Source organism: Haladaptatus sp. HS23 (assembly GCF_056892285.1).
This window is the reverse complement of record NZ_JBXGLH010000004.1, coordinates 355,711-379,911: the sequence shown is the minus strand read 5'-3', so window position 1 is coordinate 379,911 and position 24,201 is coordinate 355,711. Positions and strand designations below refer to the sequence as shown.

Genomic DNA, 24,201 nt, shown 5'->3' with positions numbered 1-24,201 from the left:
CTTGTTTAAGCGCGCGGGTTTGCGCTTACTGCTGGGGTTTGGTCGGCACTTCGATGTCGCCGCTGACGATTGCCTTCTTCGATTCTTCGACCTTCGATTTCACGTCGTCCGGTATCTTCGAGCCGAGGTCGGCACCGTACACCGCTTCGATGCCGCCTTGCTCCAAGCCGAGGGTGTTGACCGAGCCGCCCTTGAAGTTGCCGTCGATGACGTTCTCCGTGGAGCGGTACACCGCCTCGTTCACCTTCTTCACCATGCTGGCGAGGATGACGTTGCTGAACTTCGCCGTCCCCTTCGCTTTGGACTGGTCGCTGTCCACACCGATGGCGAACCGACCCTTCTGGTTCGCGGCCTTGAACACACCGGTACCGGTGCCACCCGCCGCGTGGTATACGATGTCCGCGCCGTCGTCGTACATCGAAATCGCCGCTTCCTTCCCTTTGACGGGGTCGCTGTACGTTCCGGCGTACGCGGTTTTGACCTCGATGTCCTCGCTCGCGTGTGCGATACCGGCCTTGTAGCCTGCCTCGAACTTCTTGATGAGCGGCACTTCCATGCCACCGACGAAGCCGACGGTCTTCTTGTCGGTCTTCGTGGAGCTTTTACCCGCGCTGAAGTCCATCTGGGTCAGCTGTCCGGCGAGATGGCCGACGAGGAACGAACCCTGTTGCTCCTTGAAGACGTAGTTCGCGACGTTGGAAACGAGGTCGCCGCTTTCCTTCTCCGCCACGCTGTCCACGAGCATGAAGTTCTGGTCGGGGAACTGGCCGGCGTTCTTGATGAGGGAGTTCGTCTGGACGTAGCCGATACAGCAGATCAGGTCGTAGTTTGGGCTGCTGGACTGGGCGAACTGCCGCTGGAGGCTCTCCACGTCCGTCGCGGAGTCGGGCTCCGCGTTCTGGTACTGGACGTTGAACTCCTTTTTCGCCTGTTCGATGCCCATGTGGGCCATATCGTTGAACGAGTTGTCGCCGAGGCCACCGGTCGCGTAGACCATCCCGACGTTCGTCGTCTCTTCGCCCTCGCCGGAGCTACCGTCGTCCGTCTCCTCGGATGACGTGTTCTGGGTTTCGTCGCCGGAGCCATCCCCACTGCCGTCCCCGCCGTCGTTTCCGCTGTCACTTGGACTGCTGATACATCCAGCAAGACCTGCAATACCGACCGCACCGCCAGTCTTCATCAATGTTCGACGCCGTTTGTCAATGTTCGTCATCTATGAGTAATCAGACGGGTAATTTGTGATAAACGCGTCGCTTCACGCTTGAAAGTGAGAAAAATAGTCCACAGAAGTTCGTTGTTGGTTATTTTTTGACGGCCGAAACGGCGTCCGTTACGACGGTTTTCGTCTCGTCCACGAGTTCGTCCACCGTCTCGCTCTCGGCGTAGATTCTGACGTAGGGTTCGGTACCGCTCGGCCGAACGAGTACCCACGAACCGTCGGGTCGTTCCGCACGGACGCCGTACTCCGTCTCGACGGTGGCGTCCGGGAACTGCTCCGGAATCGCCGCCTCGACGCGTTCCATCGTTTCGGTTTTTGCCCCGTCGGGACAGTCGACGCTCACCTTTCGGTACGGTCGTTCGGTCACTTCCGCCCGAAGCGCCTCCACGCCGCCGGCGTCGGCGATGAGTCTGGAGAGGACCGCCGCGCTCACCACGCCGTCTATCCAGCCGCCGAACTGGGTGTGGATGTGTTTCCACGGTTCGGCGGCGAACACGACTTCGGTGCCGTCGTCGCCGTCTTCGAGCGCCGTTGCAATGCCTTCGTGAAGCGCGCCGAGACGCACCCGCTCGACGCGGCCGCCGGCCGCCCGGACGCGCTCGTCGATTCGGGCCGAGGCGTTCGGCGTCGTCACCACGACAGGGTCTTCGGCGTCGCTCGCACTCGTGTAGTGTTCCGCGAGGATGGCGACGATAGTGTCTTCGTGGACGACATCGCCGTCCCCGTTGACCACGACGATTCGGTCGGCGTCGCCGTCGTGGGCGAGGCCGAACTCGAAGTCGTCGTCGGCGACGAACGAGCGCAGGTCGGTCAACGTCTCCGGCGTCGGCTTGCTCGGCCGGCCGGGGAAGTGTCCATCGACGTTCGCGTTGAGCGCGATGACCTGTGCGCCGAGCGCCCGAAGTACCTGCGGCGTCGCCACGCTCCCCATCCCGTTTCCGCAATCGACGGCGACGCCGACGCCGTTCAGCGGCGCACCGTACTCGCGTGCGTACTCCATGACGGCATTGCGATAGGCGTCGAGAACGTCCTCGTCGGTGCTCTTGCCCCACTCGTCCCACGGCAACGGCGGGAGTTCGTCTTCGACGCCGGTTTCCACGCCGCGTTCCGCGGTTCGGTCGTACTCCTGCCCGTCGTCGAACAGTTTGATGCCGTTGTCGGTCGATGGGTTGTGGCTCGCGGTGAGCATGACGCCACGACGGTCCCGTGAGGCGAACGCGAGCGCCGGGGTCGGGAGTTGCCCCGCCCGACGAACCGTCGCACCCGAACTTTCGAGTCCGGCCTCCATCGCGGCGGCGAGCGCCGCCCCCGTTTCGCGTCCGTCGCGGGCGACGACGAACTCCGCTGCCTGTCGTCCCGCGGCCCGTCCGACGGCGAGAGCGAGTTCGGGCGTCACTCGCTCGACGACGTCACCACGGATACCCGCAGTTCCGAACAATTTCATACGGGGTGGGTTCGCACGCTGGTACTTAGGTACCCGCGATTCCGTTTTTCCCATTAACGATATGCCGACCAAGGTCGTAGCGGTTGACATGAACATGCCAAAACTCACGACGCCGAACGGGTTGTTCGACTATCTCATCGGACTCATCGTCCTGCTTGCAGCAATCGCGGGAATCTACATCGTCGCGGTGATGACCGGCGTCATGGCTCCGTGGTTCTGAAGGCGCGAAAAGGGGTGGTGGGAACTACAGTTCGACGCCGCTCGGGATGAGACTGTGTTGGCGCAACAGGTTTCCCTCGCTGTTGTAGACGAGAAACGTACGCTTGTCGTACTCGACCACGTGGTCGCCGTTGATGGCGATATCGACGTGATAGCGACCGTTCGATTCGTCCGTTTCGTCGCCGTACGCACGCGCCGCCCGGATGAATCGAAGCACGTCGTCCGCGTCCTCGTTGAGTTCGAGGATGAAATCACCCGTCGTTCGATTCGTCACGCTCACGACGCCCGTCGCGGTAGGGTCGTCTAAATTGGCCTGTAGCCGAAAGGTAACGTCCGTTTCGCTCGCATCGAGAAGTTCGTCTGATGGACCGGTAAGTCGCTCGCGGAGCGTTCCCGACGGTCCCTCGAAATCGATGATTACCGTGGGCTTGCGGGGTGTCCCGTCCGCTTCGACCCAATCGATGTTTTCGACGTTCAGTGTGAAATAATCGCGCCTCATTCCGTACGCGAACCTACGTTCTCGCGTCTCATGAACGTAACGCCATATTTCGAAATCGGATGGGCTCTTCAGGAGCACCCGTTCCTGTCTCCTGATACCTATCGTTAGTGAAAGTATCCAGCCATTGATTTAAGTATCCGCGCTCCAATGAGCGGGACGAACACGCTCTCTCGCGTGCGGGGTCGGGTCGGACGGGGACCGATATCGGAACCCCTACGCGAGGGGCAGAGAACAAACATGTCGGGGTTAGAGTTGGACGAGCTGACAGTTCGCGTGCGCGAGTGGCGGCGGACGATTCGACGCACCGCCGAGATGCTTCAGGGCTCGACGATTTCCGTCGGAGAGTACGACCCGTCAGTCCACGGGTCGCTCATCACGTTCACCGGGGTGCCGGGATACGAGGAGGTGGACCGATACTGGGTGAACGCACCGTTCGCGTTCGTCTCCATCAACTACGACCCGGAGGCGAACGAGCATCTGTATCACGTCGTCGAACCCGAATTAGACGAGTTCGAGGTCGAACTGTTGGAGCGACTGTTCTCGGACCTGCGCGAGTCGCTCATCTACCGCCGCGAGATGGTGAACGAGACGGCAGAAACGGTTCTTCGCGGTGAACTGCGCGAACTTCTCGAAGTGTACGGCATCGAGGTGGACGCCACGACCTTCTACCGCCTGTTTTACTACCTCTTTCGGTCGTTTCGCGGCTTCGGCAAACTCGACCCGCTCATCAACGACCCCCGCATCGAGGACATCTCCTGTGACGGCTACGACCTCCCCATCTTCGTCTACCACGACGGATACAACGACATCGAGACGAGCGTCGTCTACCCCGAAGCGGAACTCGACAGCCTCGTGGTTCGCCTTGCCCAACAGTCCGGCCAGCACGTCAGCGTCGGCGAACCGGTCGTCGAGGCGACCCTGCCGGACGGCAGTCGTGCGGAACTCGCCCTCGGCGAGGAAGTGACGCCACGCGGGTCGGCGTTTACCATCCGAAAATACGCCGAGGAGCCGTTCACCCCGGTTGATTTGATGAACTACGGCACCTTCTCGCTCGACCAGATGGCCTACCTCTGGCTCGCCATCGAGAACAACAAGTCGCTCATCTTCGCGGGGGGGACGGCGTCCGGCAAGACGACGTCGATGAACGCGATCTCGATGTTCATCCCCCCGCGCTCGAAGGTACTCACCATCGAGGACACGCGGGAGTTGACGCTGTATCACGACAACTGGCTGTCGTCCGTGACCCGCGACCGGTTGGACGCGGGGACCGACATCACGATGTACGACCTGCTCCGGTCCGCCCTGCGCCACCGCCCCGAATACATCGTCGTCGGTGAAGTCCGTGGCGAGGAAGCCATGACGCTCTTTCAGGCGATGAACACCGGCCACACCACCTACTCCACGATGCACGCGGATTCGGTGCAGACGGTCATCAACCGCCTCGAAAACGAACCCATCAACGTTCCGCGTGCGATGATACAGTCGCTGGACATCCTCTCGATTCAGTCGCTGACGTACGTCGGCGAGGAGCGCCTGCGCCGCAACCAGACGCTCGCCGAAATCAACGGCATCGACCAGCGTACCGGTGATTTGGACTACACGACCGCGTTTTCGTGGGACGCCAGCGACGACGCGTTCCGACGGCGGGACAGCGACGTGCTGGACGAGATTCGACGCGACCACAGGTGGTCACAGTCCGAACTCCTCACCGAACTCCGCGACCGGAAACTCGTCCTGCAGTATCTCCGTGAGAACGGTATCTCCGACTATCGCCGGTTTACCGCGATGATAAACGAGTATTACGCCGACTCGGAGACCGTCGTTGCGAACGTCCGACGAACCATCGAATCGACCGTCGCGGAGTTCGACTGATGGGGCTGCTGAACTTCCTCCCTCTCGTTCTCGCCCTTCTCCTCCTCGTTCCCGTCACCCTCTCGCCGCTCAGCACGGCAGCGAACCGAACCGTCACTCGGGCTTCCCTGCAGACGTTCGGGTCGTACGTGAGCGAGAGCGGACGGCGACGGAAGCGCCGCGAGGAGACCTTACGAGCGGCACACGTCGGCGAGACGTACCGCCTGTACGCGTCGAAGACGTGGGTGTACGCCACGCTCACCGCGATTTCGGGGAGCATCATCGGCGTCTACGTCGCAGGGTTGGCCCTGTCCGCCCTCTCCGTCTCGCCCGAGAGGCTCCGTGCAACCCTTCCGACGCAAGTGGGATTTCTCGCCGGCCTCGTCGCCGTTCCCTCACTCACCGTCGGCCGACTGTTCTTCCTCCTGTTGTTCAGCAGCGGGACGGTCGGCCTCCTCGGCGGACTGTTGACGTACTGGCTTCGTTGGGAGCTTCCCTCCTATCGCGGAAACGAACGTGCCCGAAAGATAGACAGCGGTCTCTCGCGAACCGTCGCGTTCATCTACGCGCTCTCCCGGAGCGGCATGGGAATGCCGGCCATAATGCGAACGCTAGCGCGAAACCGCGACGTGTACGGCGAAGCGGCCGAGGAAATCGCGGTCGGCGTCAAAGCCATGGACCTGTTCGGTCTCGACGTGCTGACCGCCATCAAACAGATGTCGCGGCAGTCGCCGAGCGAGCAATTCGAGGATTTCGGCGAGAACTTGGCGAGCGTCCTCCAGAGCGGCCAGAGCCTTCCGGAGTATCTGAGCGAGCAGTACGAACGCTACCAGCGGGACGCGAAGGCAGAGCAGGAGGCGTTCCTCGAACTCCTCTCCGTTCTCGCCGAGGGGTACGTCTCGTTGTTCGTCGTCGGTCCCCTCCTGCTCATCACGATTCTCGTCATCATGGGACTGATGGGTATCGCCGACACGCTTTCGTTCCTCTACTTGATGACCTATCTCCTCGTTCCGCTCGGAAACGTCGGCTTCGCCGTCTATCTCGATAGCATCACGGAGTCGCTTCGCATCAGCCGTGGGTCGCGGGTCGTTCCCGAAGTCACCCTTCCGGCGGTTCGCCGGGTCCAGGATCCGGACGCCGGACGGACGGTGAGCGACGGTGGAACAACACTCTCGAACGCGGAGAGATTAGACGCCTACGACCAGTTTGAGGGCGTTCGAACCGCACTCACGGAACCGTTTCGAACCGTGCGAGAGAACCCGGACACCCTGCTTTACGTGACGGTTCCGCTCGCGCTGCTCTCCATCGCGGTTCGTCTCCTCCCCGACCTCGCGGCGGGAACACCGACGCTCACGTCCGCAGACGACGTGGTAGTCCAAGCGATGTTGTTCGTGTTGGGAACGTACGCCGTCGTCAGAGAGCTTCGCCGCCGTCGGCTCAAGGCGATAGAGAAGGCCGTTCCGGACATGCTCGACCGCCTCGCCAGCATCAACGAGGCGGGAATGACGGTCATCGAAAGCTTCCGACGGGTGACGACCAGCGACCTCGGCGCGTTGAACCCCGAGTTGGAGCGGATGTCGCGCGACATCGAGTGGGGAACCGACACCGCGACCGCGCTCCGGCGCTTCGAGGACAGAATCGATACGCCGACCGTCACGCGGGTCGTCTCGCTCGTGACGAACGCGATGCACGCGAGCGGCGACATCGGGCGCGTCCTCCGAATCGCGGCCGACGACGCACAGGAGTCGCGACGCCTCCAACGCCAACGCGAGGACGAGATGATGACCTACCTCGTCATCATCTACCTCTCGTTTTTCGTCTTCCTCGTCATCATCGGGGCGCTCGCTTCCATCCTCGTTCCCGCACTCCAAGACCTTCCCACCGGAAACGGAGCGGGTGGACCGGTCGGCGTCGGCGGCCTCGGAAACATCGCCGCGGTGGATATCCGGGCCTACACCGTCGTCTTCTCCCACACCGCACTCGTCCAAGCCGTCGTCTCCGGATTCGTTGCAGGGAAGATGGGCGAGGGGAGGCTCCGCGACGGTGCGAAACATGCGACTGTCATGCTCGCCATCGCCTACGTCGTCTTCCTGCTCATCGAGTACACGATTCACCCGTAGGAGATTTACCCCCCGGCGCGAGAGTTCGAGTGTGAAACCGACGAGTCACGATGTCCGGGAGACCTACGACCGCATCGCGGGGCACTTCGCCAAGACGCGGGAGTACGCGTGGCCCGAGGTCGAATCGTTCCTCGACGGCCGGTCGGGCACCACGGCTCTCGACCTCGGCTGTGCCAACGGTAGACACGCCGAACTGCTGACCGGTCACGCCGACCGGGTCGTCGGTGCGGACGTGAGCGCGGGACTTCTCACCGAGGCCCGCGAACGGGCGACGGAACGCGGATTCGACCTCGATTTAGTGCAGTGTGACGCGGCCCGGATTCCGCTCGCCACGGACAGCATCGACCTCGGAGTGTACGTCGCAACGCTGCACCACCTCCCCACATGGCAGGCCCGCATTGCCAGCTTGGACGAACTCGCCCGTGTACTCTCTCCCGACGGAACCGCGCTGGTCAGTGCGTGGAGTACGGCCCACGACAAGTTCGACCGCGAGGAGGCCTTCGATACGACCGTCGATTGGACGCTTCCGGACGGAGAAACGGTCCCGCGATTCTACCACATCTACTCGCCCGGGGAGTTCCGTTCGGACCTCAACGAGAGTGCCCTCGTCTGCGACGACGTGTCCATCTCCAGCGGGAACTGTTACGCCGTCGTCCGTGGGCGAAAACAGTAACACCCTTAAGCCGGGGGGCACAATTCAGGGATACACTCGTATTCGAACGCACCGGTGGTGAGCAAATCCGAAGGATTTGTGAGCCTCGGTGCGTACTCGGAACGGAGTGAGAGTACGCACCGGTGGTCTAGTGGCAGGACCTGAGCCTTCCAAGCTCATGGCACGGGTTCAAATCCCGTCCGGTGCATTTTCGAGCGCTACTTCCCGAGAGACCGGTTTCCGACCGATTTTGGAGTGGCAACTGATTTTTCACCCCGTCTAGCAGTGATAACTAAACCGGTGCATTACGTCGACCGAACTGAGCGATGACGGACCCCGAAACGATTGCGACCTACCAGTCCGTAGCCGAGGAGTATCGAGAACTGCACGCCGACCGAACGGGCGTCGAGCCGTTGGTCGAGCGATTTCTGTCAGCCGTCGAGGGGACGGCAGGAGCGAACGCCCGCATCGCGGACGTCGGCTGTGGACCGGGGTGGGAGTCGGCGACGTTCTCGGAGCACGGTCACGAAGTGGTCGGTATCGACCTCACGCCGAACTTTCTCCGGGCGGCTCGGGATGTCGCCCCGGAGGCGGCGTTCGCACGGATGGACATGCGCCGCCTCGCGTTCGAATCGGGAGAGTTCGACGGGTTGTGGGTCTGTGCGTCGTTTCTCCATGTTCCGCGCAAAGACGCTCCCGACACGCTGGCGGCGTTTCACCGGGTACTCGAACCCGACGGGGTGTGTCTGCTCTCGGTCAAACAGGGGGACGGCCAGATGAGCGGCGACGTGTATGACGAAGACGGACGGCGGTTCACGCTCTATCGACCGGATGAGTTACGGACGATGGTTGAGAACGCGGATTTCACGGTCGAATCGGTCGATACGGACCCGACCGATTCGTGGGTGCAACTGCTGGCTCGGGCTTGAACGCGAGGTTCTCTACGCCACCATTCGCGCCAGTCCGCCGACGGTTCCGAAGACTAACGGAATCACCACGGTGAGGGCGGTTATCCGGCCCATACCGAGGGCGGGGGAGAGCGACCCGTGGAGCGCGAGGAGGCCGGAAAAGACGAGCAGGGAGAGGACACCGAACCCGAATCCGGCGAGGACGCCGCGTTTCGGGGTCAGTGCGGGGAGACTGACCAGCACGCCGCCGACTAACAGACCGACCCAGTGAGTCCACGCGAGGGCGAGGCCGATGGCTGCCCCGACGACGACGGCGAGTAGACGGTAGGCCGGATTCGTCCGAAATTCGTCGAGTCGGCTCATCCGTTACCTCCGAACTCGACGGCGACGTCGCCGCGAATCTCGTGCGACATCGGCTTGTACTCCGTGTTCGCCCACCGCCGGAGTTGGTCGTGGTAGTGGTCGGAGAAGTAGTCTCCCGAGTTGCCGCCCGGGATGATGGCCTGTGAGTCACCTCCCATCGGACAGATCATCCGCCAACTGCTGCCGACCGCCGAATCCTTCCGATAGTTGTTCACGGTGTGGCTCGACCCGTCCGTGGCGAGGACGGGATAGTTCAAAAACGACTGGTCGAACGGGTGGGTGATGGCTTCCGTCGTGTTGTAGTCGCCGTAGGTCTCGTCGTCTCCTTCTTCGACTCGCTTCCATGCTGTGCGGAGGGCGCGGACCATCGTCGCCCCCCGTCCCCCGCTTCCGAACCAGTGCTCTCCTTCGAGGTGTGCAAGTACCCAATCGCGGGGATAGTACTCCTCGCTCAACCCGGCCTCATCGAACGAGTCGGCGAGGACCGCTTCGCGGTAGGCGTCGAACCAGTGAACGAACAGCAGTGCGGCCTCTGAATCGCGTTCCATCCGGTAATCCCAGTCGGAGAGGGTTTTGACCGCCGATTCGAGGCCGTCTTTCCCTCGTGCCGCATCGAGGAGGGTTGGAACCAGCGCTTCCGCCCGTTTGTCCAGCGTGTCGTCCTGTATCCGCTCCATCGTTTTCACGTCCACGTCGCCGTCGCTCGTCGCCTCGTCCAGCAGTTCGTAGATTCGCTCGCCGCGATACGGACTGGCGTACCCCTCGGAGAGGTACGGGTCGTCCGTGATTCGCTGGTTTGCGGTGGCTATCACGTCCGGGTCGGTGACGTGTGGTTTCTCGTCGAACCGGACGAACCCCTCCCACGTCGAGACGCCGAAGGGTTCGAATCCCTCCCACTCGGCCTCGCCTGCGGAACCGTCGAAAATCCGGTTGCCGCGGACCTCCTCGCCGTCCACCATCCGACGGGGAATCTTCCCGGTGACGTAGTAGAGCGTGTTGCCGTCCCGGTCCGCGTAGACGAGGTTCTGCGTCGGTTCGTCGAAGCGCTTCGTCGCGGCGCGGAAGTCCTCCACCCCGTCGCTCGTGGCGTACTCGCGAATCGCAATCGTGGACTCCGTCGCCGTGTGTCCCGTCCACGCGACGCCGACCCGATATCCTTCGCGTTCGAGTACCGGCCCGTGGACCGTCTTCCGTACCGTCGTCGTCCTGTTCTTGCCGTCGGAGACCTCGATTTCCCGCTCTTCGACCTCGAACTCGCGCCGATCCCCCTTATAGCGATACCGCCTGCCGTCGATTTCGTACCGGTAGAAGTCGATGACGTCCGCACCGGCGTTCGTGAACCCCCACGCTCCGGCGTGGTTCTCGCCGATGACGACGAACGGGACGCCCGGAAACGTGACCCCGCGGACGTTCATGTCGCCCTGTGAGAGGTTCATTTCGTACCAAACCGGCGGGGCCATCAGGGATAGGTGCGGGTCGTTCGACACGATGGGCTTCTCGCTTTTCGTGTGTTTCCCCGAAACGAGCCAACTGTTCGACCCGATTCCGTGGTCGCGTTCGAACCCCCCGAGCCAATCGAGCAACGTCGTTCCGACGACTTCGGAGTCGGTTATTTCGTTTCGTCGGGATACGGCGTTTGCCGTCGTTCCTTCGCTCGTTTTTCCCTCGTCCTTTCCTCGGATGACCGGAGAATCGTGGTCGAGTCGCTCGGGATAGAGGTCCGTCGCGGCTTCCGGGCCGAGTACGGAGGCGACCTTCGCGCGACGGAGGGTCAGAAAGCTCCCCGTCAGCGTCCACGAAATCTGTTTTTCCATCAGCATCGTGTCTTCCGGGGTCCACCGCGCGGGTTCGTACTCCAAGAGGCCGAACTCCAACGGGAGCGGTTCGTTCTCGATGTGAGCGTTCACGCCCGCCGAAAAGGCCCGGACGAGTTCCGCGGCATCCGGGTCCGCATCGGCGACGTGCTTCCACGTCGCCTCCGCCGCCCCGGCGAAATCCATCTGCACGTGAAATTCGTCGGAGTCGGCCGCTAATTCACCGACGACGGCCGCCACCCGTCCGCGCATCAATCGACGCTGCAAATCGAGTTGGAACAACCGGTCTCGGGCTTGTGCGTAGCCGACCGCAAAGTAGAGCGCCGCCTCGGTTTCGGCCGTGATGTTCGGCACGCCGTCCCCATCGTAGCGGAGTTTCGCCGACCCGTAGTCGCTCTCGACGGACCCGTTCACGTCGTCCGTCGCACCCGCCCACGCCGACCCGCTCAGGGGAGCGAACCGCCGGAGATAGCTCCGAACGGGCGAGAGGGACCCGCCGACGGCGGTTCCCCCGATTATCGCGCCGACGAGCGCCCGTCGCGTGATGTCGTCGTCCATATCGGGACGTGTGACTTCGCAGATATAAATGCCATCGCCCATTCTCCAATTGCCAACTGATAGTGGGTTGATTCCGTTGCAATCGCCGTAAGCGAGCATCGAACGTTCCCCACTTCCCCCACGACAGCAATTGTTCTGTTCCCCGAAATTGTTCTGTTCCCCGAAGCCCAAACGCTCGCGCCCGAACCAACCACCTCGGCGCGTGCATCAATAGACCCGAGGCCAGCGAGGTTTCTGCGAAACCTCGGATGCGAGCGGTGAAATTGCAGAGCTTTGCTCGGTAGATTCGACTTCAGCAAAACCAGCAGCACGTCGTAGCGAGTGAACGCACTGTGTCAAAAACTGAATACGACACGGCTAATCACTACAGTCCCGTGCCTCGCTTATTTCCACGGGTTCGACGTGAGGTCGGTCTGAACCGCGGTTCCGACCTCGATTCGGCAGTCGGTTCGCGGGCAGGCGATACACAGCAGGACGTAGCCGTCCGCCAACGAATCCGGTTTCAACGCCCGTGGCTTGCGTTCGTGTTCGACGTCGCCGGACAGCAGGCGACCGGTGCAGGTCGCACACGTGCCCGTTCGACAACCGAAGGGAAGGCCGACGTTCTCGCGTTCGGCCGCCTCCAGCACCGATTCGGTGTCGGTCGCGTGGATCGTTTCCGTCCCGCCGTCGCGCCACTGGAGTTCGACGCGATGTGCGTTCTCTCGCCTCACTGCCACACGTCGCTCGTGCAGTCGCCGTCCGGCCACCGGATTTCGTGTGCCCGAGCGGGACCGTTCGGCATCTCGCCGAAGTCCACGAGGAAGTCCTCGTCCAGCGTCATCGTCCCCTTTCGCGGGTCAACGTCGGCTTTGAGCATCACGGACCCCTTTTCCGCTTCCTCCGGATAGAACTGGTTGTCCCACGTGGAGAACAGCGAGGTGGTCCAGTACAGGCGTTCGCCGTCGATGCTGAGTTGGAGCATCTGTGGCCCGGCGACGACCGGTCTGTCGTCCTCGCCGGTGGGATGGCGCGGGCCGTACAACCCGCCTGCCCAGAGTTGGTCAGCGAGGCGCGGGTTCGCCGGGTCGCTCACGTCGTACATCCGCACGTCGCCGTGAAGCCAGTTCGAGAAGAACAGGTAGCGGTCGTCCATCGACACCACGAGGTCGGTGATGAGTCCCGGCACGGGCATGTCCCAGTCCTCGTGTTCTCGCGGTTCGATGTCGATGACCTTCTCCGCGAACCACTCCTTTTCACGCTCGTAGAAGTGGAAGATGTTGGACGAGAGCGCCGCGCCGACGTAGCCGTGGACCGCCTCGGGGCTGTGCAGGAACCTGACTTCCAGCGGAATCATACCCTCCTCGCCGAGGTCGATGGTCTGCTGGAGTTGCCGTTCCTGCCAGTCCCAGAAGTGGAGTTTGTGGCCGTACTTACCCGCCTCCACGTCCTCCAAATCGAAGCCTGGATAGTAGGTCTTCGGCGCGGCCCACTCCGAGGAGACCATCACGTTGTGGCGTGGCTGATACCAGAAGTCGTAGTTCATTTCGATTTCGCCCGGCGGGTCCCACCGCCCCTCGATTTCGAAGTCGTCGTTCAGTTCGAGGAAGCCGCCCGGCAGGTCGCCGTCCTTGTCACCCAGCATCGAGATGAGGATTTCCCCGTCGGGGATGCAGTGGACGGTGTGCGGTGCCGAGAGGTCGTACTCGTACACCTCCTCGGGTTCGATGACCTTGACGATTTCCGGGTTCTCGCGGTTTTTCGTGTCGATGATGTGCAGTCGTGAGGAGCGCTGGCCCGGAACCACGAGGTGGCGTCGTTCCAACCCCTCGACGTGACAGGACGAAGAACAGGCGTTCCACCCGAAGTGGTGTAGTTCGTCGCCCTTGTTCGGCATCTCCACTCGGTCGATGACCTCGGTGTACGTGTCGGAGTCGGGATTCACGTCCACGACCGACAGGAAGTCGGGCGCGTCCACGTCGGTCCCGACGTACAGCGACGGCACGTAGGCAATCTCCTCGCGCTCGGCCTCCTCGATGGCGGCCTGCGGCGTGGCGTAGCCCGGCCCCTCCACGTCGTGGTGGTGTTCATGGTGTTCGTGCGCTCCGCTTTCGGATGATTCGGTATCGCTCATGGTTCCCCCGATGACCTTCGGTAGCGGTCGTCGTGACGAAGGGCTTTGCGGCAAATATTGCCCCAAAGGAGCAGTTATACTGCGTATGCTCACACCGAGAATCGCACCACATCCCGAACGTTCCCAGACAGTCACGCCAATTACTCACTTTTGTGTCACTTTTCACGACTACGATAAGGTCCTCGACGCACGTGATACAGGGTCCCATACAGCGTCGTTTTCGCACAAAAATACGCTTTGTAACCGCTCGAACGTCGGTGAGAACCGCACGAAAGGCCAAAATCGCTAACAGGTTCGATCGAGAACTACGAGACGTGCTGTTCCCGACATCGCTCGTCGTCGGCGTGCTGGCTTCTAGCGCGTTGGTGATCGGTAGTTCCCTCGGCGCATTTTGGACGCCGCCGGACGACATCGTCGCGGCCGCGCTGGCGTTTTCCAGCGGAGCGCTCATCACCGCCTTGGCCTTCGACCTGTTTCAGGAGGCGTTCGAGATGGGAGGCCCGTGGTACGCCGGCGGCGGACTGATGGCCGGTGCGGCGGTCTTCGTCGGTGCTGACATCCTGATAGATCACTACGCCTCGAGCCAATCGGGGTTCGCGTTGCTCGCCGGAGTCACCCTCGACGGCGTCCCCGAGAACACCGCCCTCGGCGTCACCATCGGCGGGGCCGGACACGTTCACTATCTTACCCTGCTGGTCGCTATCTTCGCCTCGAACCTCCCCGAGTCGCTCAACGGCGCGACCGACATGCGCAGGCAGAACTACTCGAAGCGGGAAATCATCGGCCTCTGGCTGCTCGTCGCCGGGTTGTTGACTGCCGCGGTCGTTATCGGTAGCATCGTTTCGGCCGGATTCGAGGACAGACTGCTCGCCACGGTCCGAGCCTTCGCCGGCGGTGCAGTTCTCGCGTCGCTGGCCGCGACCGTAATGCCCGAAGCGTTCGACGAGGGTGGACCGCTCGTCGCGTTGGCGACCGCTGCCGGGTTCCTCCTCACGTTCGTTCTGACGTCCTAGAAGCCGGTCGCGTCGCTCTCCGTCGTCGAGTCCGAAAAATATCACAACGCGTCAGTGGCTTATTCGTACAGCCACTCGGCGTCGACCGCCTCGTAGTCGACCAGTTCGTCCTCGTCGAAGAACAGGTCGATTTCGCGCTCGTTCGCGCCCTCGTCCTCGTGGTCCGAACCGTGAATCACGTTTCGGCTGAGGTCGAGACCGAAGTCGCCACGGATGGTGCCCGGGGCGGATTCGGCTGGGTCGGTTTCGCCCATCATGCGGCGAACCTGTCGTGTCGCGTCTTGCCCTTCCCAGACCATCGCAAAGACTGGTCCGGAGGTGATGAACTCGACGAGGCCGTCGAAGAACGGCTTGCCCTCGTGTTCACCGTAGTGGTCGTGGGCGAGTTCCTCGCTGATCTGCATGAACTTGCCGCCGACCATCTTCAGACCGCGGTCCTCGAATCGGGAGACGATTTCCCCGATGAGGCCGCGCTGAACGCCGTCGGGCTTGACCATCACGAAGGTCCGTTCGCTCATTCGTTACCACTCTCTGCTTGGCCTTGCTCGGTCCATTCGAGGTCGCGCGGTTCGCGACCGAGGTCGGCGTTCTTCTCGCACTTCGCCGAGCAGTAGTGGATGGTCGTTCCGTCTACGCGGACGAACATCGTTCCCGTGCCGGGTTCGATGTCGCTTCCGCAGTAATCACACTCTCGCGTCTGTGGCATTATTGTCCTCCGATGGAGTCTGCCTCGCGTGCGGTCTCTCGCAACTGGAGCACGTCGCCTTCTCGGACGGGTCCGAGACAGTTGCGAGTGATGATTCGCCCTTGATTGCCGCCTTCGCGGATGCGGCATTTGACCTGCATGGCCTCGCCGTGCATCCCCGTTTTACCGACGATTTCGATGACTTCGGCGGAGGTGGAGTCCTCGTTTCCGGTCTCTTCAGCACTCATCGTCTACCACCTCACCGAAGTTCCTCGACCTTCGAGGCGATGTCATCCACGTCGTCGCTGGCTTCGCCAGCGTCAACGATGGCGGCGGCAGCACTGCCGACTTCGAGTCCGGCCGCGTGACCGACATCGTCCTGCGTCTCGACGAAGATGAAGGAGATTCCCTTCTCGTCGGCGAGTTCGGGCAGGTGCATGACGATTTCCTCGGGCTGGACGTCTTCCGCAACGTAGATGAGGTCGGCGTTGCCGCGCTCGACAGCCTTGGTCGTCTCGTTCGTTCCTTTCTTTACACTTCCTGTGTCCCGTGCGACTTCGAGCGCGTCGAGCGCTCGGTCCTGCAAGTCGGCTGGGACGTCGTAGTTGACGTATACTGGCATAGGTTGTTCACCTCCCTACGCGCTGGCTCAGGCTCCCCTGCCGGATGAGTCCTGTGCGGCTAGGAGCATCATCAACCCCGCGTAGGTTGTACCCTCCAGTAGAGTATGCCCCCATAAAAACGCTTTCAAATCATCGACGGGGTGGTACGGTTGCGCACACGCTCCTGTCCCCCGATTTCGACCGATTATTGATGCGAGTCGAACTCGGGTTCCTATTCGTCGCGGAGGAGTCCGTAGAACAGCGTGTCGTGATACGTCCCCCGAAAAACATGCGTTCACGGAGGCACCCGAGAGAGAAAACTGGGTCTGGCATACCGCTTCCGATGGAGCGAATGACAAAAGGGTTTCAATTTATCGGAAGGGGAGACAAAATCCCGTCCGAAACGTTTCCGACGAATCCGAACACCCGTTTTGTGGCTTCGGCACGTACGTCCGTCCATGGATGGGGGGCGAATATGAGTACCGAGACCGCGACGGAAGAACAGGACCATCACCTTCCGGCACCCGACGATTGGCCGAAGGGGTTCGGTGAAGCGTCGTGGTGGCCCTTCGTCTCCGCGATGGGCATCGTCGGACTGTACGTCGGTGCGGGACTGTACGTGTTGAGTCACGGTGGAAATAGCTACGTCCCCCAGATCGCCAGCCCGATTCTCTTCGCCCTCGGAACGGCGGTCTTCCTCGTCGGACTCTACGGGTGGTTGTACCACGGATTCGTGGATCACTACTGGCACGAGGAGGGACACGGACAGACGAAGCTTCGATGGGCGATGACGCTGTTTCTCGGAACCGAAGTGGCGACGTTCGGCGCGGGGTTCGTCTATTACTTCTTCATCCGTGTCGGGACGTGGCCACCGGCAGGACAGGCGATTCCCGACGTGATGAGTTCCCTCGTCCTCATCAACACGCTCATCCTGATTTCGAGCAGTTTCACGCTCCATTACTCGCACATGTCGCTTCTCCGTGGAAACCGGGAACGGTTCATCGTCTTCCTCGGCCTGACTATCCTACTGGCGCTCGTCTTCCTCGGCGGCCAGATTTACGAGTACAACCTGTTCATCACGCACGAGGGGTTCACCATCACGTCGGGCGTCTTCGGAAGCGCTTTCTTCGGTTTGACCGGGCTACACGGACTTCACGTGACGCTCGGTATCGTCCTCATGAGCGTTCTGTTCGTTCGGGCGGCGTACGGACAGTTCTCGTCGGAACGCGATACGTCCGTCACCACCGTCACGATGTACTGGCACTTCGTGGACGCCGTCTGGATTTTCCTCGTCGTGGCGCTGTACGTCGGGTCCACGCTTTCCGGGTAATCCACAACCATGACAATTGTTGTCACGGCCAAAAACCATATACGGAACGCACGCGTTTGTTTAGATGGCGAGGTCCCCGCACTAAATGCGATCGGGTTGACGCCATCACGTGACCCCACCTCGCCCGACTCCTGACTTTTGTCCATTCGAAGAGAAACATCCATGCGACGGACCGACCAAGGACGGCTGTGAACGTCTCGTCACTGGCGACATCGCTTCTCGAAGAGGCCCGACGGTCGAACGAGCGACGGCTCCTCGTCCTCGCGGGGAACCGCGAGAAAGGGTACGAAACCGCTCGGAACGCGCTCGTCGGTGCGGGAATCCCCCACGAAACGACCACACAGGTCGGTCCGCGACGGGTCCTCGACTGTGAGCAGGTGAGCCAGCGTCACGCCGGAAACCTCCTCGGAACGACTCACGAAGCCATCGTCTTCGACGCCCACGACGAACTCCAACCGAACGCGTTAGGCCGAGTCGTCGGTGCGGTCGACGGCGGCGGCTTGTTCGTTCTCCTCACGCCGTCCCTCGATTCGTGGCCGACCCGCAGGGACGACTTCGATGCGACGCTCGCGGTGCCGCCGTTCGAAGTCGAGGACGTAACCGGAAACTTCCGACGACGATTCGTCTCCCTCCTCCGTGCCCATCGCGGCATCGCAATCGTGGATGTGGATTCGGGAACTGTCGAGGACGACGGCCTGACACACCCTGCGCCCCGATTGGTCGAGCGTGAAACGGAGAGTGCTCCGCAAAAGACGGGCTCGGATGTCTTCCCACGGGCCGCCATCGAGGCCTGTCTGACCGACGACCAAGTCTCGGCGGTCAGCGCCTTCGAGGCGCTCCGTGGACCGAACGCCGCCGTCGTCGTCGAGGCCGACAGGGGTCGCGGAAAGTCGAGCGCAGCCGGAATCGCCGCCGGAAGTCTCGCCGCCGAGGGCCAGAACGTCCTGGTGACGGCACGGACCTACCGGAGCGCCCGCGAGGTGTTCGTCCGCGCGGCCGCGCTGCTCGATTCGATGGACGAACTGGCGGACACGGACCACGACCCGCCGACGCGAATATCGGCGAAATCGGGCGGCACGATACGATTCGAGAAACCGACCGATGCTATCGACCGCGTTGGGTCCACGAGCCAACGGAACGACCGCGTTGGGCCGCAGGGCCAACGGAACGACCGCGTTGGAGAGGATAGGAACCGAAACGAAACGCCCGACGTCGTATTCGTCGACGAGGCCGCCGCCCTCTCGGTGCGTCTGCTGGAGCGGTTTCTGGACTTCCCCCGCGTCGCCTTCACGACGACGGTTCACGGCTACGAGGGTGCCGGACGCGGTTTTTCGGTGCGATTCCGCGACCGACTCGACGAGAGCGACCACGACGTGACCGACGTGACGTTAGCCGAACCGATTCGATACGCGCCGGGCGACCCGATAGAGGTCTGGGCGTTTCGCGCTCTCGCTCTTGACGCTCGACCCGCGGTGGACCCGCTCGTGGCCGACGCGACGGCCGAGGAATCGGAATACCGGATACTCGACGCGGACGATTTGCTCGCGGACGAGAACCTGCTTCGGGAGGCGTTCGGCCTACTCGTCCTTGCACACTACCGGACCGAACCGGCGGACCTCGCCCGACTGCTCGACGCCCCGAACGTTTCGGTGCGGGCACTCCACTGGAACGGCCACGTCGTCAGCGTCGCCTTGTTGGCACGCGAAGGAGGGCTCCCCGAGGACGTCCGCGAACACATGTACGACGGCGGGCGCGTGAAGGGCAACATGCTCCCCGACGTGCTGACGACGCAACTCCGGGACTTCGAGGCGGGCATCCCCGTCGGGATGCGAATCATGCGTATCGCCACCCACCACGCCGTGCGCTCGTCGGGATTGGGGTCACGGCTCCTCGCGTCCGTTCGCCGGGAGTTCTCCCACCTCGATTGGCTCGGGACGGGGTTCGGCGCGACCCCCGAACTGCTTCGCTTCTGGCGGGACAACGGTTATCGAACGGTACAACTCTCGACCACGCGCAACGACGCCAGCGGGGAGTACTCCGCGCTCATGTTCGACCCGATTTCCGACGCCGGGTACGACCTGTACGACCGCCACGCGGGTCGGTTCGTGGGTCGAATTCCCTCGGTACTTTCGGACGCGCTCGCCGAAATGGACCCGGACGTGGTACGCGAATCCCTCCGAGCGACGGACGCCGAGGTTCCCCCGTCGCTCACCGATTGGGAGTGGCGACTCGTCGCCGCCAGCGCCTACGGTCCGGGGCAGTTCGACCACGGTCCCGCCCCGTTCCGGACGCTCGTCGTGAAACACCTCGTCGACCCCGACGACCCCGACGACCCGGCGGTACTCTCCCCGCGACAGGAGCGGTTGTTGGTTCGGAAAGTCCTCCAAGCCCATCGATGGCCCGCGGTGGCCGACGAACTCGGCTTTCACTCGGCCGGCGAAGCGATGCGAGCGTTGGGTGCGGCGTTTCAACCGCTCGTCGACGCGTACGGAAACGAGGCCGCGATGGAAGAGAAACGGCGCTATTCGGGCTAATCGTGTCGGTCGTCGCCGACGATTTCGTCCGGTCCCGTCGTGAGAATGTGTCGGCTCACCGTTCTGTGGGCGCGTCGAAGTCGCTTCGACAGCGCTTGCTGGCTGATATCGAGTTGTTCCGCGAGTTCGCTCAGGTTCGTCGTTCGCGGCACTTCGAAGTAACCCGCGTCGAGTGCGGCGTTCAATGCCGCACGCTGTTTCGTCGTGAGAAGGAACTGTCCATCGACGGTCGGCGTTTCGGGCGTGTGCAACCGCTTCAGTTCGACCGTCACGTCGTGGTGGGTCAGGTCGGCTTGGAGTTTCGAAATGTGGTCGCGGTGTTCGAACCGCATCTGGAAGTCCCAGCCCTGCTTTGCGGCGGTTCCCGTGAGGATAACCGGGTCGCTTTCTAACACGTCTTCGACGGTCGATTTCGTCTCGTCGGCCCACTCGATTCGATACAACGACCCGTACGGAATCTCCGTGAGTTTCGTCACCGCCACCGTCGTCGGGTCGGCACGGAGTTCCTTCTCGACGGCGGACGCCGCTCCACCACAGACCCAGATGTACGGAAGGACACGACTAGCGGGGTGGGCGACCATCCGTTCTATTTCGACGGCCATGTCCGGAATCGCGTCGAAGGTCGCGGAGAGCGCGAACTCCTCCGTTGGAATCGTGAACTCTGCAATGACGCTCATTCCTTTAATTCCCTCCAATGCCTGCGGCGAGCGGCCACATTAAGGATTCGCCTCGATAAGGATGCGACCGTCGCTGAGAACGACCACTTCACACTCACAGTAGGTAAAGGTAACCCGTCCAGTATTTCTCATGCGTCCACCCCAACTGTTCGCGAACAGTTCGTCGAGTGCGTCGGCGTTGACCGTCTCGAAAAGCGGCGGCATTTCGGTCGTTTTCGTGTTCGTCACCGCCGCCGTCGCGGTGACGACACCTTCCGTGACTGTCTCGTTGGGACGGATATCGTACACGAAATCGGCATCGTCCTCCAACTCGGCAACGTCCATAGCGAATGGAGTCCCGCAGCGTCCCTGAAACGCGGGGTTATTCTTGAAACCCTTTTATAATGCACGTTACAATCTGTCCAAAAAACCAGCGGTACCGCCATGTGGTTTCAACCCGTGACCCTACTCGATGGAGTGTGCAGAAGACGATTGTGAGAACGAAGCAGCAGTTCGACTCCACATCCCGTGGGACGAAAACCGCGTCGTCTGCACCGGCCACGCGAGAGTGCTGGCGCGACAGGACGGCGTGGTCGCCGAACCGTTGGAGGGAGTAGACTGGGAGTGACGAATGGACGGGATGAATGAGTGCCGACGGTATCTTCGACTTCCGGCCGCGGATGACGCAAACTTCGTATTTCAAACCAGTAGTTGCCGACGAGAACGATACTGTCGAAATCGCTAGGGAATACGAAGCCCTCCTTCGGCGACGCCTCAGTCGCCCTTCATCCACCAGGCCCGCACCTGCCCTTCCCCGCCAAGGACATCACTCGCCGAACTGGCTCGTTCCGTCCTTGTGGCCGTATGGATGTTAAAAATGCGAGAAACGAGGGATGAGAAATCGCTTATTCGTGGGCGAAATAGGTCAGCGTCTCGGAATCTTCCTTACTATCGATTCGAGCGAACCCGACGCGTTCGAACTGCACGACGTCGTCCACGTCCGTCTCCGCGAAGTCGGGTTCCGCCCGTCCCTCCACGTCGCCGTCCATGGTTCGCATGCGGACCGGGATGCTCGCCTCGGCGGGCACCCAGTGAATCACGTCCACGCCCTCCTTTCGGACGGCGCTGATGTCGTCGCCCGTGTACTGGAGCGCATCGCGGGTGTGCTGGAAACAGCCTAATCCCTTCAGCCAGACGCGCTCGCCGTGGTTCGGGATGTCGTCGGTTTCGATGAGCACGGCCTCGCCCGGCGGGATGTGACGCGTACCCCTGTCCTCGTGGTCCGGGTGAACCGGCGGTTCCGCCGTCTCGGGATAGTCGCCGATGAGCGGGTATTCGACTCCATTACCGGACGATGTCCGGTCGCCAGCCGAGCCGTGCTCAACGCTGTCACGGACGAAGAAGAAACGCGGCGCGTCGTCGTCCACCAACTCTCGGTTGTTGGCGTAAATGGTGCTCATGGCCAAATCGACGTTGCTCGTGGAAGTACCGAGTCCGACCATCGCCTCGCGGATGGCTTCGCCGCGAATCCCGCGACGGCGGACGCTCTGGAGCGTCGGGGCGCGCGGGTCGTCCCAGCCGTCGAGTTCGTCCTTCTCGATGAGTTCCTTGATGGTCGAGGTGGACATCTTCACGTCGTACTCGTCCACCTGCACGTGCCCCCAGTGGATGGTTTCGGGGTACTCCCAACCGAAGTAGTCGTAGACGAACTGCTGTCGCTTTGCGGAATCCTGCAGGTCGATACCGCGGATGATGTGGGTCATGCCCGTCAGGTGGTCGTCAACGCCGGACTGGAAATCGAGCATGGGCCAGCAGCGGTAGTCTGCGGCCTCGGGACGCGGATGCGGCGTGTCGATGATTCGGAACGCCACCCAGTCCCGCAGGGCGGGATTCTTGTGTTCGATGTCCGTCTTCACGCGGAGTACCATCTCGCCGGACGAATACTTCCCGTCGATCATGTCCTCGAACTCGGCGAGCGTCGTCTCCACGTCCTTATCGCGGTGTGGGCACGCTTTCGCGTCGTTTTTGAGGTTCGAGAACTCCTCGCCGGAACAGGAGCAGGTGTACGCGCCGCCCTTCTCGATGAGGTCTCGGGCGTGGTCGTAGTAGATTTCGAGGCGGTCGCTGGCCTTCATAACCTCGTCGGGTTCGAAGCCGAGGTAGTCGATGTCCTCTAAGATAGCGTCGTAGGCGTCCAAGTCCGGGCGCTTCGTCTCCGGGTCGGTGTCGTCGAACCGGACCAGCATCTCGCCGTCGTAGAGGTCCTTGTACGTCCCGATGACGGCGGGCATCCGCCCGTGCCCGATGTGCCACGGGCCGTTGGGGTTCGGCGCACAGCGCATCCGAATCTCGTCGTACTCCTCGGCGTTCGGCAGGTCGGGGAGCACTTGGTCGTCCTCCTCGTCCTCGGCCTCCAACTCCGCCACGAGTTCGGCGTCGAGTTCTTCGAGTCGGTCGCGGCGACCCGCGGCGTCCAACTGGTTCACCTGCGCGACGACTTTCCCCGCGATACCCGGAACTTCCCCCCCGTGTTCGCGGAAGTCGGGGTTTTCGCCCATCAGCGACCCCATGATGGCACCGACATCCGCGTCGCTGTCGTGTTTCAACGCGTTGTACAGCGCGTGTTTCTCCGCCTCCGTCTCGATTCGCGTCCGCAACTCGTCGTCCATTATCGAACGATTTGGGTGTCAGGGTGAAAAATCTCGCTTTTCGGTGCAGTACCGTCACCCTGTGTTTCGGTCCGCACGTAGTACCCTCACGACACGAGAGATAACACAAACCCGAGGTTTGAAAAACGGTATTGACGAATGATGACAACCGGAACTAGTTGGAATAATACAATAAACGACCGTTTGGAGGGTATTCGATAAATCGTACAAAAACCAGCGAGAACAGTCAGGATTTATTGAATGTTTGTACGTTCCTACTCCGCGTCCTCGCCGATGAATCGGCCCGTGTTCGGAACGGGGTCATAGCGAACGCGAACCGTTCGTCTTCCGTTTTCGAGCTACCGACAGCTTACGAATCCGACGTTCGTAGCGCGAAATGGGTTGAAACACGAACAACGCGAACTGGGTCAACGGTCGGACGGTTTAAAATACACCCCGGTCGCAGTGGTTTTTCGAGCGGTCGACCACCGCTCGTGGAGAAACCAATGACACGAACACTACGAACGCTGTTGACGCTCGCGGTCGTGGCGACGATGATCGCTAGCGTCGGAATCGGCTCCGTCGCAGCGACCAATGACCATCCCGGATGCAACACCCATTCAGAGGACAAGAATCCGAACTGCGGGAGTAACGGAGACAAGAAAACGACCGACAACAGTCAGCGAATAACCGACGGCGACGACAGTAACAGCGTCGACGACACGCACGTAGTCATCGCGGGCAACGGCAACGGCCCCGGAGACGATACGGTGTCGGACAACGGTATCGACCAGGACAACACCAACGCGAACGCCGGTGACGACGTGACCGTCGATTCGTAAAGAGAGTCATTCGCGGTCTATCGAGAGCGGTTCCGCGGCCATCTTTTTCGCCGGCCGAAACGCCACCCGAGAGCCGGGGCTGACGGATACTCGATGGATGCGAAGAAACGAAAGACTGGTTCCGCCGGACG

The 24,201-nt window shown here is 62.0% G+C and carries 24 protein-coding genes and 1 tRNA gene; 11 read left to right on the top strand and 14 right to left on the bottom strand.

Annotation, left to right across the window (positions count from 1 at the left end; translation table 11 throughout):
- Positions 1 to 25: 25 nt before the first annotated feature.
- Positions 26 to 1,213, bottom strand: coding sequence for a BMP family lipoprotein (locus AC1XDK_RS14795; protein ID WP_483350652.1), 1,188 nt, complete (start codon positions 1,211 to 1,213; stop codon positions 26 to 28).
- An 88-nt stretch (positions 1,214 to 1,301) separates the two neighbouring features.
- On the bottom strand, positions 1,302 to 2,663 hold the full coding sequence (locus tag AC1XDK_RS14790; RefSeq protein ID WP_483350650.1) for a phosphohexomutase domain-containing protein: 1,362 nt from the start codon (positions 2,661 to 2,663) through the stop codon (positions 1,302 to 1,304).
- An 88-nt stretch (positions 2,664 to 2,751) separates the two neighbouring features.
- Between AC1XDK_RS14790 and AC1XDK_RS14785 the strand changes: the two genes are divergently transcribed.
- Positions 2,752 to 2,883: a hypothetical protein gene (locus AC1XDK_RS14785; protein ID WP_483350649.1), complete on the top strand. Its 132-nt coding sequence runs from the start codon at positions 2,752 to 2,754 to the stop codon at positions 2,881 to 2,883.
- Positions 2,884 to 2,907: 24 nt separating this feature from the next.
- Here the strand turns inward: AC1XDK_RS14785 and AC1XDK_RS14780 are convergent, their stop codons facing one another.
- Positions 2,908 to 3,381, bottom strand: a complete 474-nt coding sequence (locus tag AC1XDK_RS14780; protein ID WP_483350647.1) for a DUF5793 family protein — start codon at positions 3,379 to 3,381, stop codon at positions 2,908 to 2,910.
- A gap of 237 nt (positions 3,382 to 3,618) precedes the next feature.
- Between AC1XDK_RS14780 and AC1XDK_RS14775 the strand changes: the two genes are divergently transcribed.
- The 5 genes from AC1XDK_RS14775 (at position 3,619) to AC1XDK_RS14755 (ending at position 8,933) form a co-directional block, all read left to right on the top strand.
- Positions 3,619 to 5,253, top strand: a complete 1,635-nt coding sequence (locus AC1XDK_RS14775) for a type II/IV secretion system ATPase subunit (protein ID WP_483350646.1) — start codon at positions 3,619 to 3,621, stop codon at positions 5,251 to 5,253.
- Positions 5,253 to 7,352, top strand: coding sequence for a type II secretion system F family protein (locus AC1XDK_RS14770; RefSeq protein WP_483350645.1), 2,100 nt, complete (start codon positions 5,253 to 5,255; stop codon positions 7,350 to 7,352). Before AC1XDK_RS14775 ends, AC1XDK_RS14770 begins: the two co-directional genes overlap by 1 nt.
- Before the next feature lie 31 nt (positions 7,353 to 7,383).
- Positions 7,384 to 8,025 (top strand): class I SAM-dependent methyltransferase, encoded by a 642-nt coding sequence (locus tag AC1XDK_RS14765; protein WP_483350644.1) that lies wholly within the window; start codon positions 7,384 to 7,386, stop codon positions 8,023 to 8,025.
- Between the two features lie 116 nt (positions 8,026 to 8,141).
- Positions 8,142 to 8,212, top strand: a tRNA-Gly gene (locus AC1XDK_RS14760).
- 118 nt (positions 8,213 to 8,330) lie between these two features.
- The gene (locus AC1XDK_RS14755) at positions 8,331 to 8,933 is read left to right on the top strand and encodes a class I SAM-dependent methyltransferase (RefSeq protein ID WP_483350643.1); all 603 of its coding nucleotides are present in this window, start codon (positions 8,331 to 8,333) and stop codon (positions 8,931 to 8,933) included.
- Between the two features lie 12 nt (positions 8,934 to 8,945).
- On the opposite strand, the gene AC1XDK_RS14750 is transcribed toward AC1XDK_RS14755, so the two are convergent.
- From AC1XDK_RS14750 to AC1XDK_RS14735, 4 genes are all read right to left on the bottom strand, one after another.
- Positions 8,946 to 9,275, bottom strand: a complete 330-nt coding sequence (locus AC1XDK_RS14750) for a hypothetical protein (protein ID WP_483350642.1) — start codon at positions 9,273 to 9,275, stop codon at positions 8,946 to 8,948.
- Entirely contained in the window at positions 9,272 to 11,647 is a 2,376-nt protein-coding gene (locus AC1XDK_RS14745) for a penicillin acylase family protein (protein ID WP_483350641.1), read from the bottom strand. Before AC1XDK_RS14745 ends, AC1XDK_RS14750 begins: the two co-directional genes overlap by 4 nt.
- Before the next feature lie 383 nt (positions 11,648 to 12,030).
- Positions 12,031 to 12,360, bottom strand: a complete 330-nt coding sequence (locus AC1XDK_RS14740; RefSeq protein WP_483350640.1) for a 2Fe-2S iron-sulfur cluster-binding protein — start codon at positions 12,358 to 12,360, stop codon at positions 12,031 to 12,033.
- Positions 12,357 to 13,760 (bottom strand): selenium-binding protein SBP56-related protein, encoded by a 1,404-nt coding sequence (locus AC1XDK_RS14735; RefSeq protein WP_483350639.1) that lies wholly within the window; start codon positions 13,758 to 13,760, stop codon positions 12,357 to 12,359. The genes AC1XDK_RS14740 and AC1XDK_RS14735 overlap by 4 nt, the downstream gene beginning before the upstream one ends.
- A 314-nt stretch (positions 13,761 to 14,074) precedes the next feature.
- Between AC1XDK_RS14735 and AC1XDK_RS14730 the strand changes: the two genes are divergently transcribed.
- On the top strand, positions 14,075 to 14,773 hold the full coding sequence (locus tag AC1XDK_RS14730) for a ZIP family metal transporter (RefSeq protein WP_483350638.1): 699 nt from the start codon (positions 14,075 to 14,077) through the stop codon (positions 14,771 to 14,773).
- A gap of 59 nt (positions 14,774 to 14,832) precedes the next feature.
- Here the strand turns inward: AC1XDK_RS14730 and ndk are convergent, their stop codons facing one another.
- Genes ndk through rpl7ae form a run of 4 tightly spaced genes read right to left on the bottom strand, consistent with a single transcriptional unit; the run spans position 14,833 to position 16,080 of the window.
- Positions 14,833 to 15,291, bottom strand: a complete 459-nt coding sequence (gene ndk, locus AC1XDK_RS14725) for a nucleoside-diphosphate kinase (RefSeq protein WP_483350637.1) — start codon at positions 15,289 to 15,291, stop codon at positions 14,833 to 14,835.
- Positions 15,288 to 15,479 (bottom strand): 50S ribosomal protein L24e, encoded by a 192-nt coding sequence (locus AC1XDK_RS14720; protein ID WP_395282320.1) that lies wholly within the window; start codon positions 15,477 to 15,479, stop codon positions 15,288 to 15,290. The genes ndk and AC1XDK_RS14720 overlap by 4 nt, the downstream gene beginning before the upstream one ends.
- Positions 15,479 to 15,706, bottom strand: coding sequence for a 30S ribosomal protein S28e (locus tag AC1XDK_RS14715; protein WP_231183709.1), 228 nt, complete (start codon positions 15,704 to 15,706; stop codon positions 15,479 to 15,481). The genes AC1XDK_RS14720 and AC1XDK_RS14715 overlap by 1 nt, the downstream gene beginning before the upstream one ends.
- 11 nt (positions 15,707 to 15,717) lie before the next feature.
- Positions 15,718 to 16,080: a 50S ribosomal protein L7Ae gene (gene rpl7ae / locus AC1XDK_RS14710; RefSeq protein ID WP_231183708.1), complete on the bottom strand. Its 363-nt coding sequence runs from the start codon at positions 16,078 to 16,080 to the stop codon at positions 15,718 to 15,720.
- 455 nt (positions 16,081 to 16,535) lie between these two features.
- Here rpl7ae and AC1XDK_RS14705 point away from each other — a divergent pair, with 455 nt between their 5' ends.
- Positions 16,536 to 17,390: a cytochrome c oxidase subunit 3 gene (locus tag AC1XDK_RS14705; protein WP_483350636.1), complete on the top strand. Its 855-nt coding sequence runs from the start codon at positions 16,536 to 16,538 to the stop codon at positions 17,388 to 17,390.
- A gap of 188 nt (positions 17,391 to 17,578) precedes the next feature.
- Positions 17,579 to 19,924, top strand: a complete 2,346-nt coding sequence (tmcA, locus tag AC1XDK_RS14700; protein WP_483350635.1) for a tRNA(Met) cytidine acetyltransferase TmcA — start codon at positions 17,579 to 17,581, stop codon at positions 19,922 to 19,924.
- Here the strand turns inward: tmcA and AC1XDK_RS14695 are convergent.
- Together AC1XDK_RS14695 and ddfA are read right to left on the bottom strand one after the other, a co-directional pair.
- Positions 19,921 to 20,601: a helix-turn-helix domain-containing protein gene (locus tag AC1XDK_RS14695; RefSeq protein WP_483350634.1), complete on the bottom strand. Its 681-nt coding sequence runs from the start codon at positions 20,599 to 20,601 to the stop codon at positions 19,921 to 19,923. The genes tmcA and AC1XDK_RS14695 overlap by 4 nt on opposite strands.
- A gap of 39 nt (positions 20,602 to 20,640) precedes the next feature.
- Positions 20,641 to 20,925, bottom strand: coding sequence for a DdfA family disk-determining factor (gene ddfA, locus AC1XDK_RS14690; RefSeq protein ID WP_483350633.1), 285 nt, complete (start codon positions 20,923 to 20,925; stop codon positions 20,641 to 20,643).
- 127 nt (positions 20,926 to 21,052) lie between these two features.
- Here ddfA and AC1XDK_RS14685 point away from each other — a divergent pair, with 127 nt between their 5' ends.
- Complete coding sequence (locus AC1XDK_RS14685) at positions 21,053 to 21,208, top strand: DUF8014 family protein (RefSeq protein WP_483350632.1); 156 nt, start codon at positions 21,053 to 21,055, stop codon at positions 21,206 to 21,208.
- A gap of 277 nt (positions 21,209 to 21,485) precedes the next feature.
- Here AC1XDK_RS14685 and AC1XDK_RS14680 read toward each other — a convergent pair whose 3' ends face one another.
- Entirely contained in the window at positions 21,486 to 23,249 is a 1,764-nt protein-coding gene (locus AC1XDK_RS14680) for a glutamate--tRNA ligase (RefSeq protein WP_483350631.1), read from the bottom strand.
- Between the two features lie 485 nt (positions 23,250 to 23,734).
- Between AC1XDK_RS14680 and AC1XDK_RS14675 the strand changes: the two genes are divergently transcribed.
- Positions 23,735 to 24,070 (top strand): hypothetical protein, encoded by a 336-nt coding sequence (locus tag AC1XDK_RS14675; protein ID WP_483350630.1) that lies wholly within the window; start codon positions 23,735 to 23,737, stop codon positions 24,068 to 24,070.
- The last annotated feature ends 131 nt before the right edge of the window (positions 24,071 to 24,201 follow it).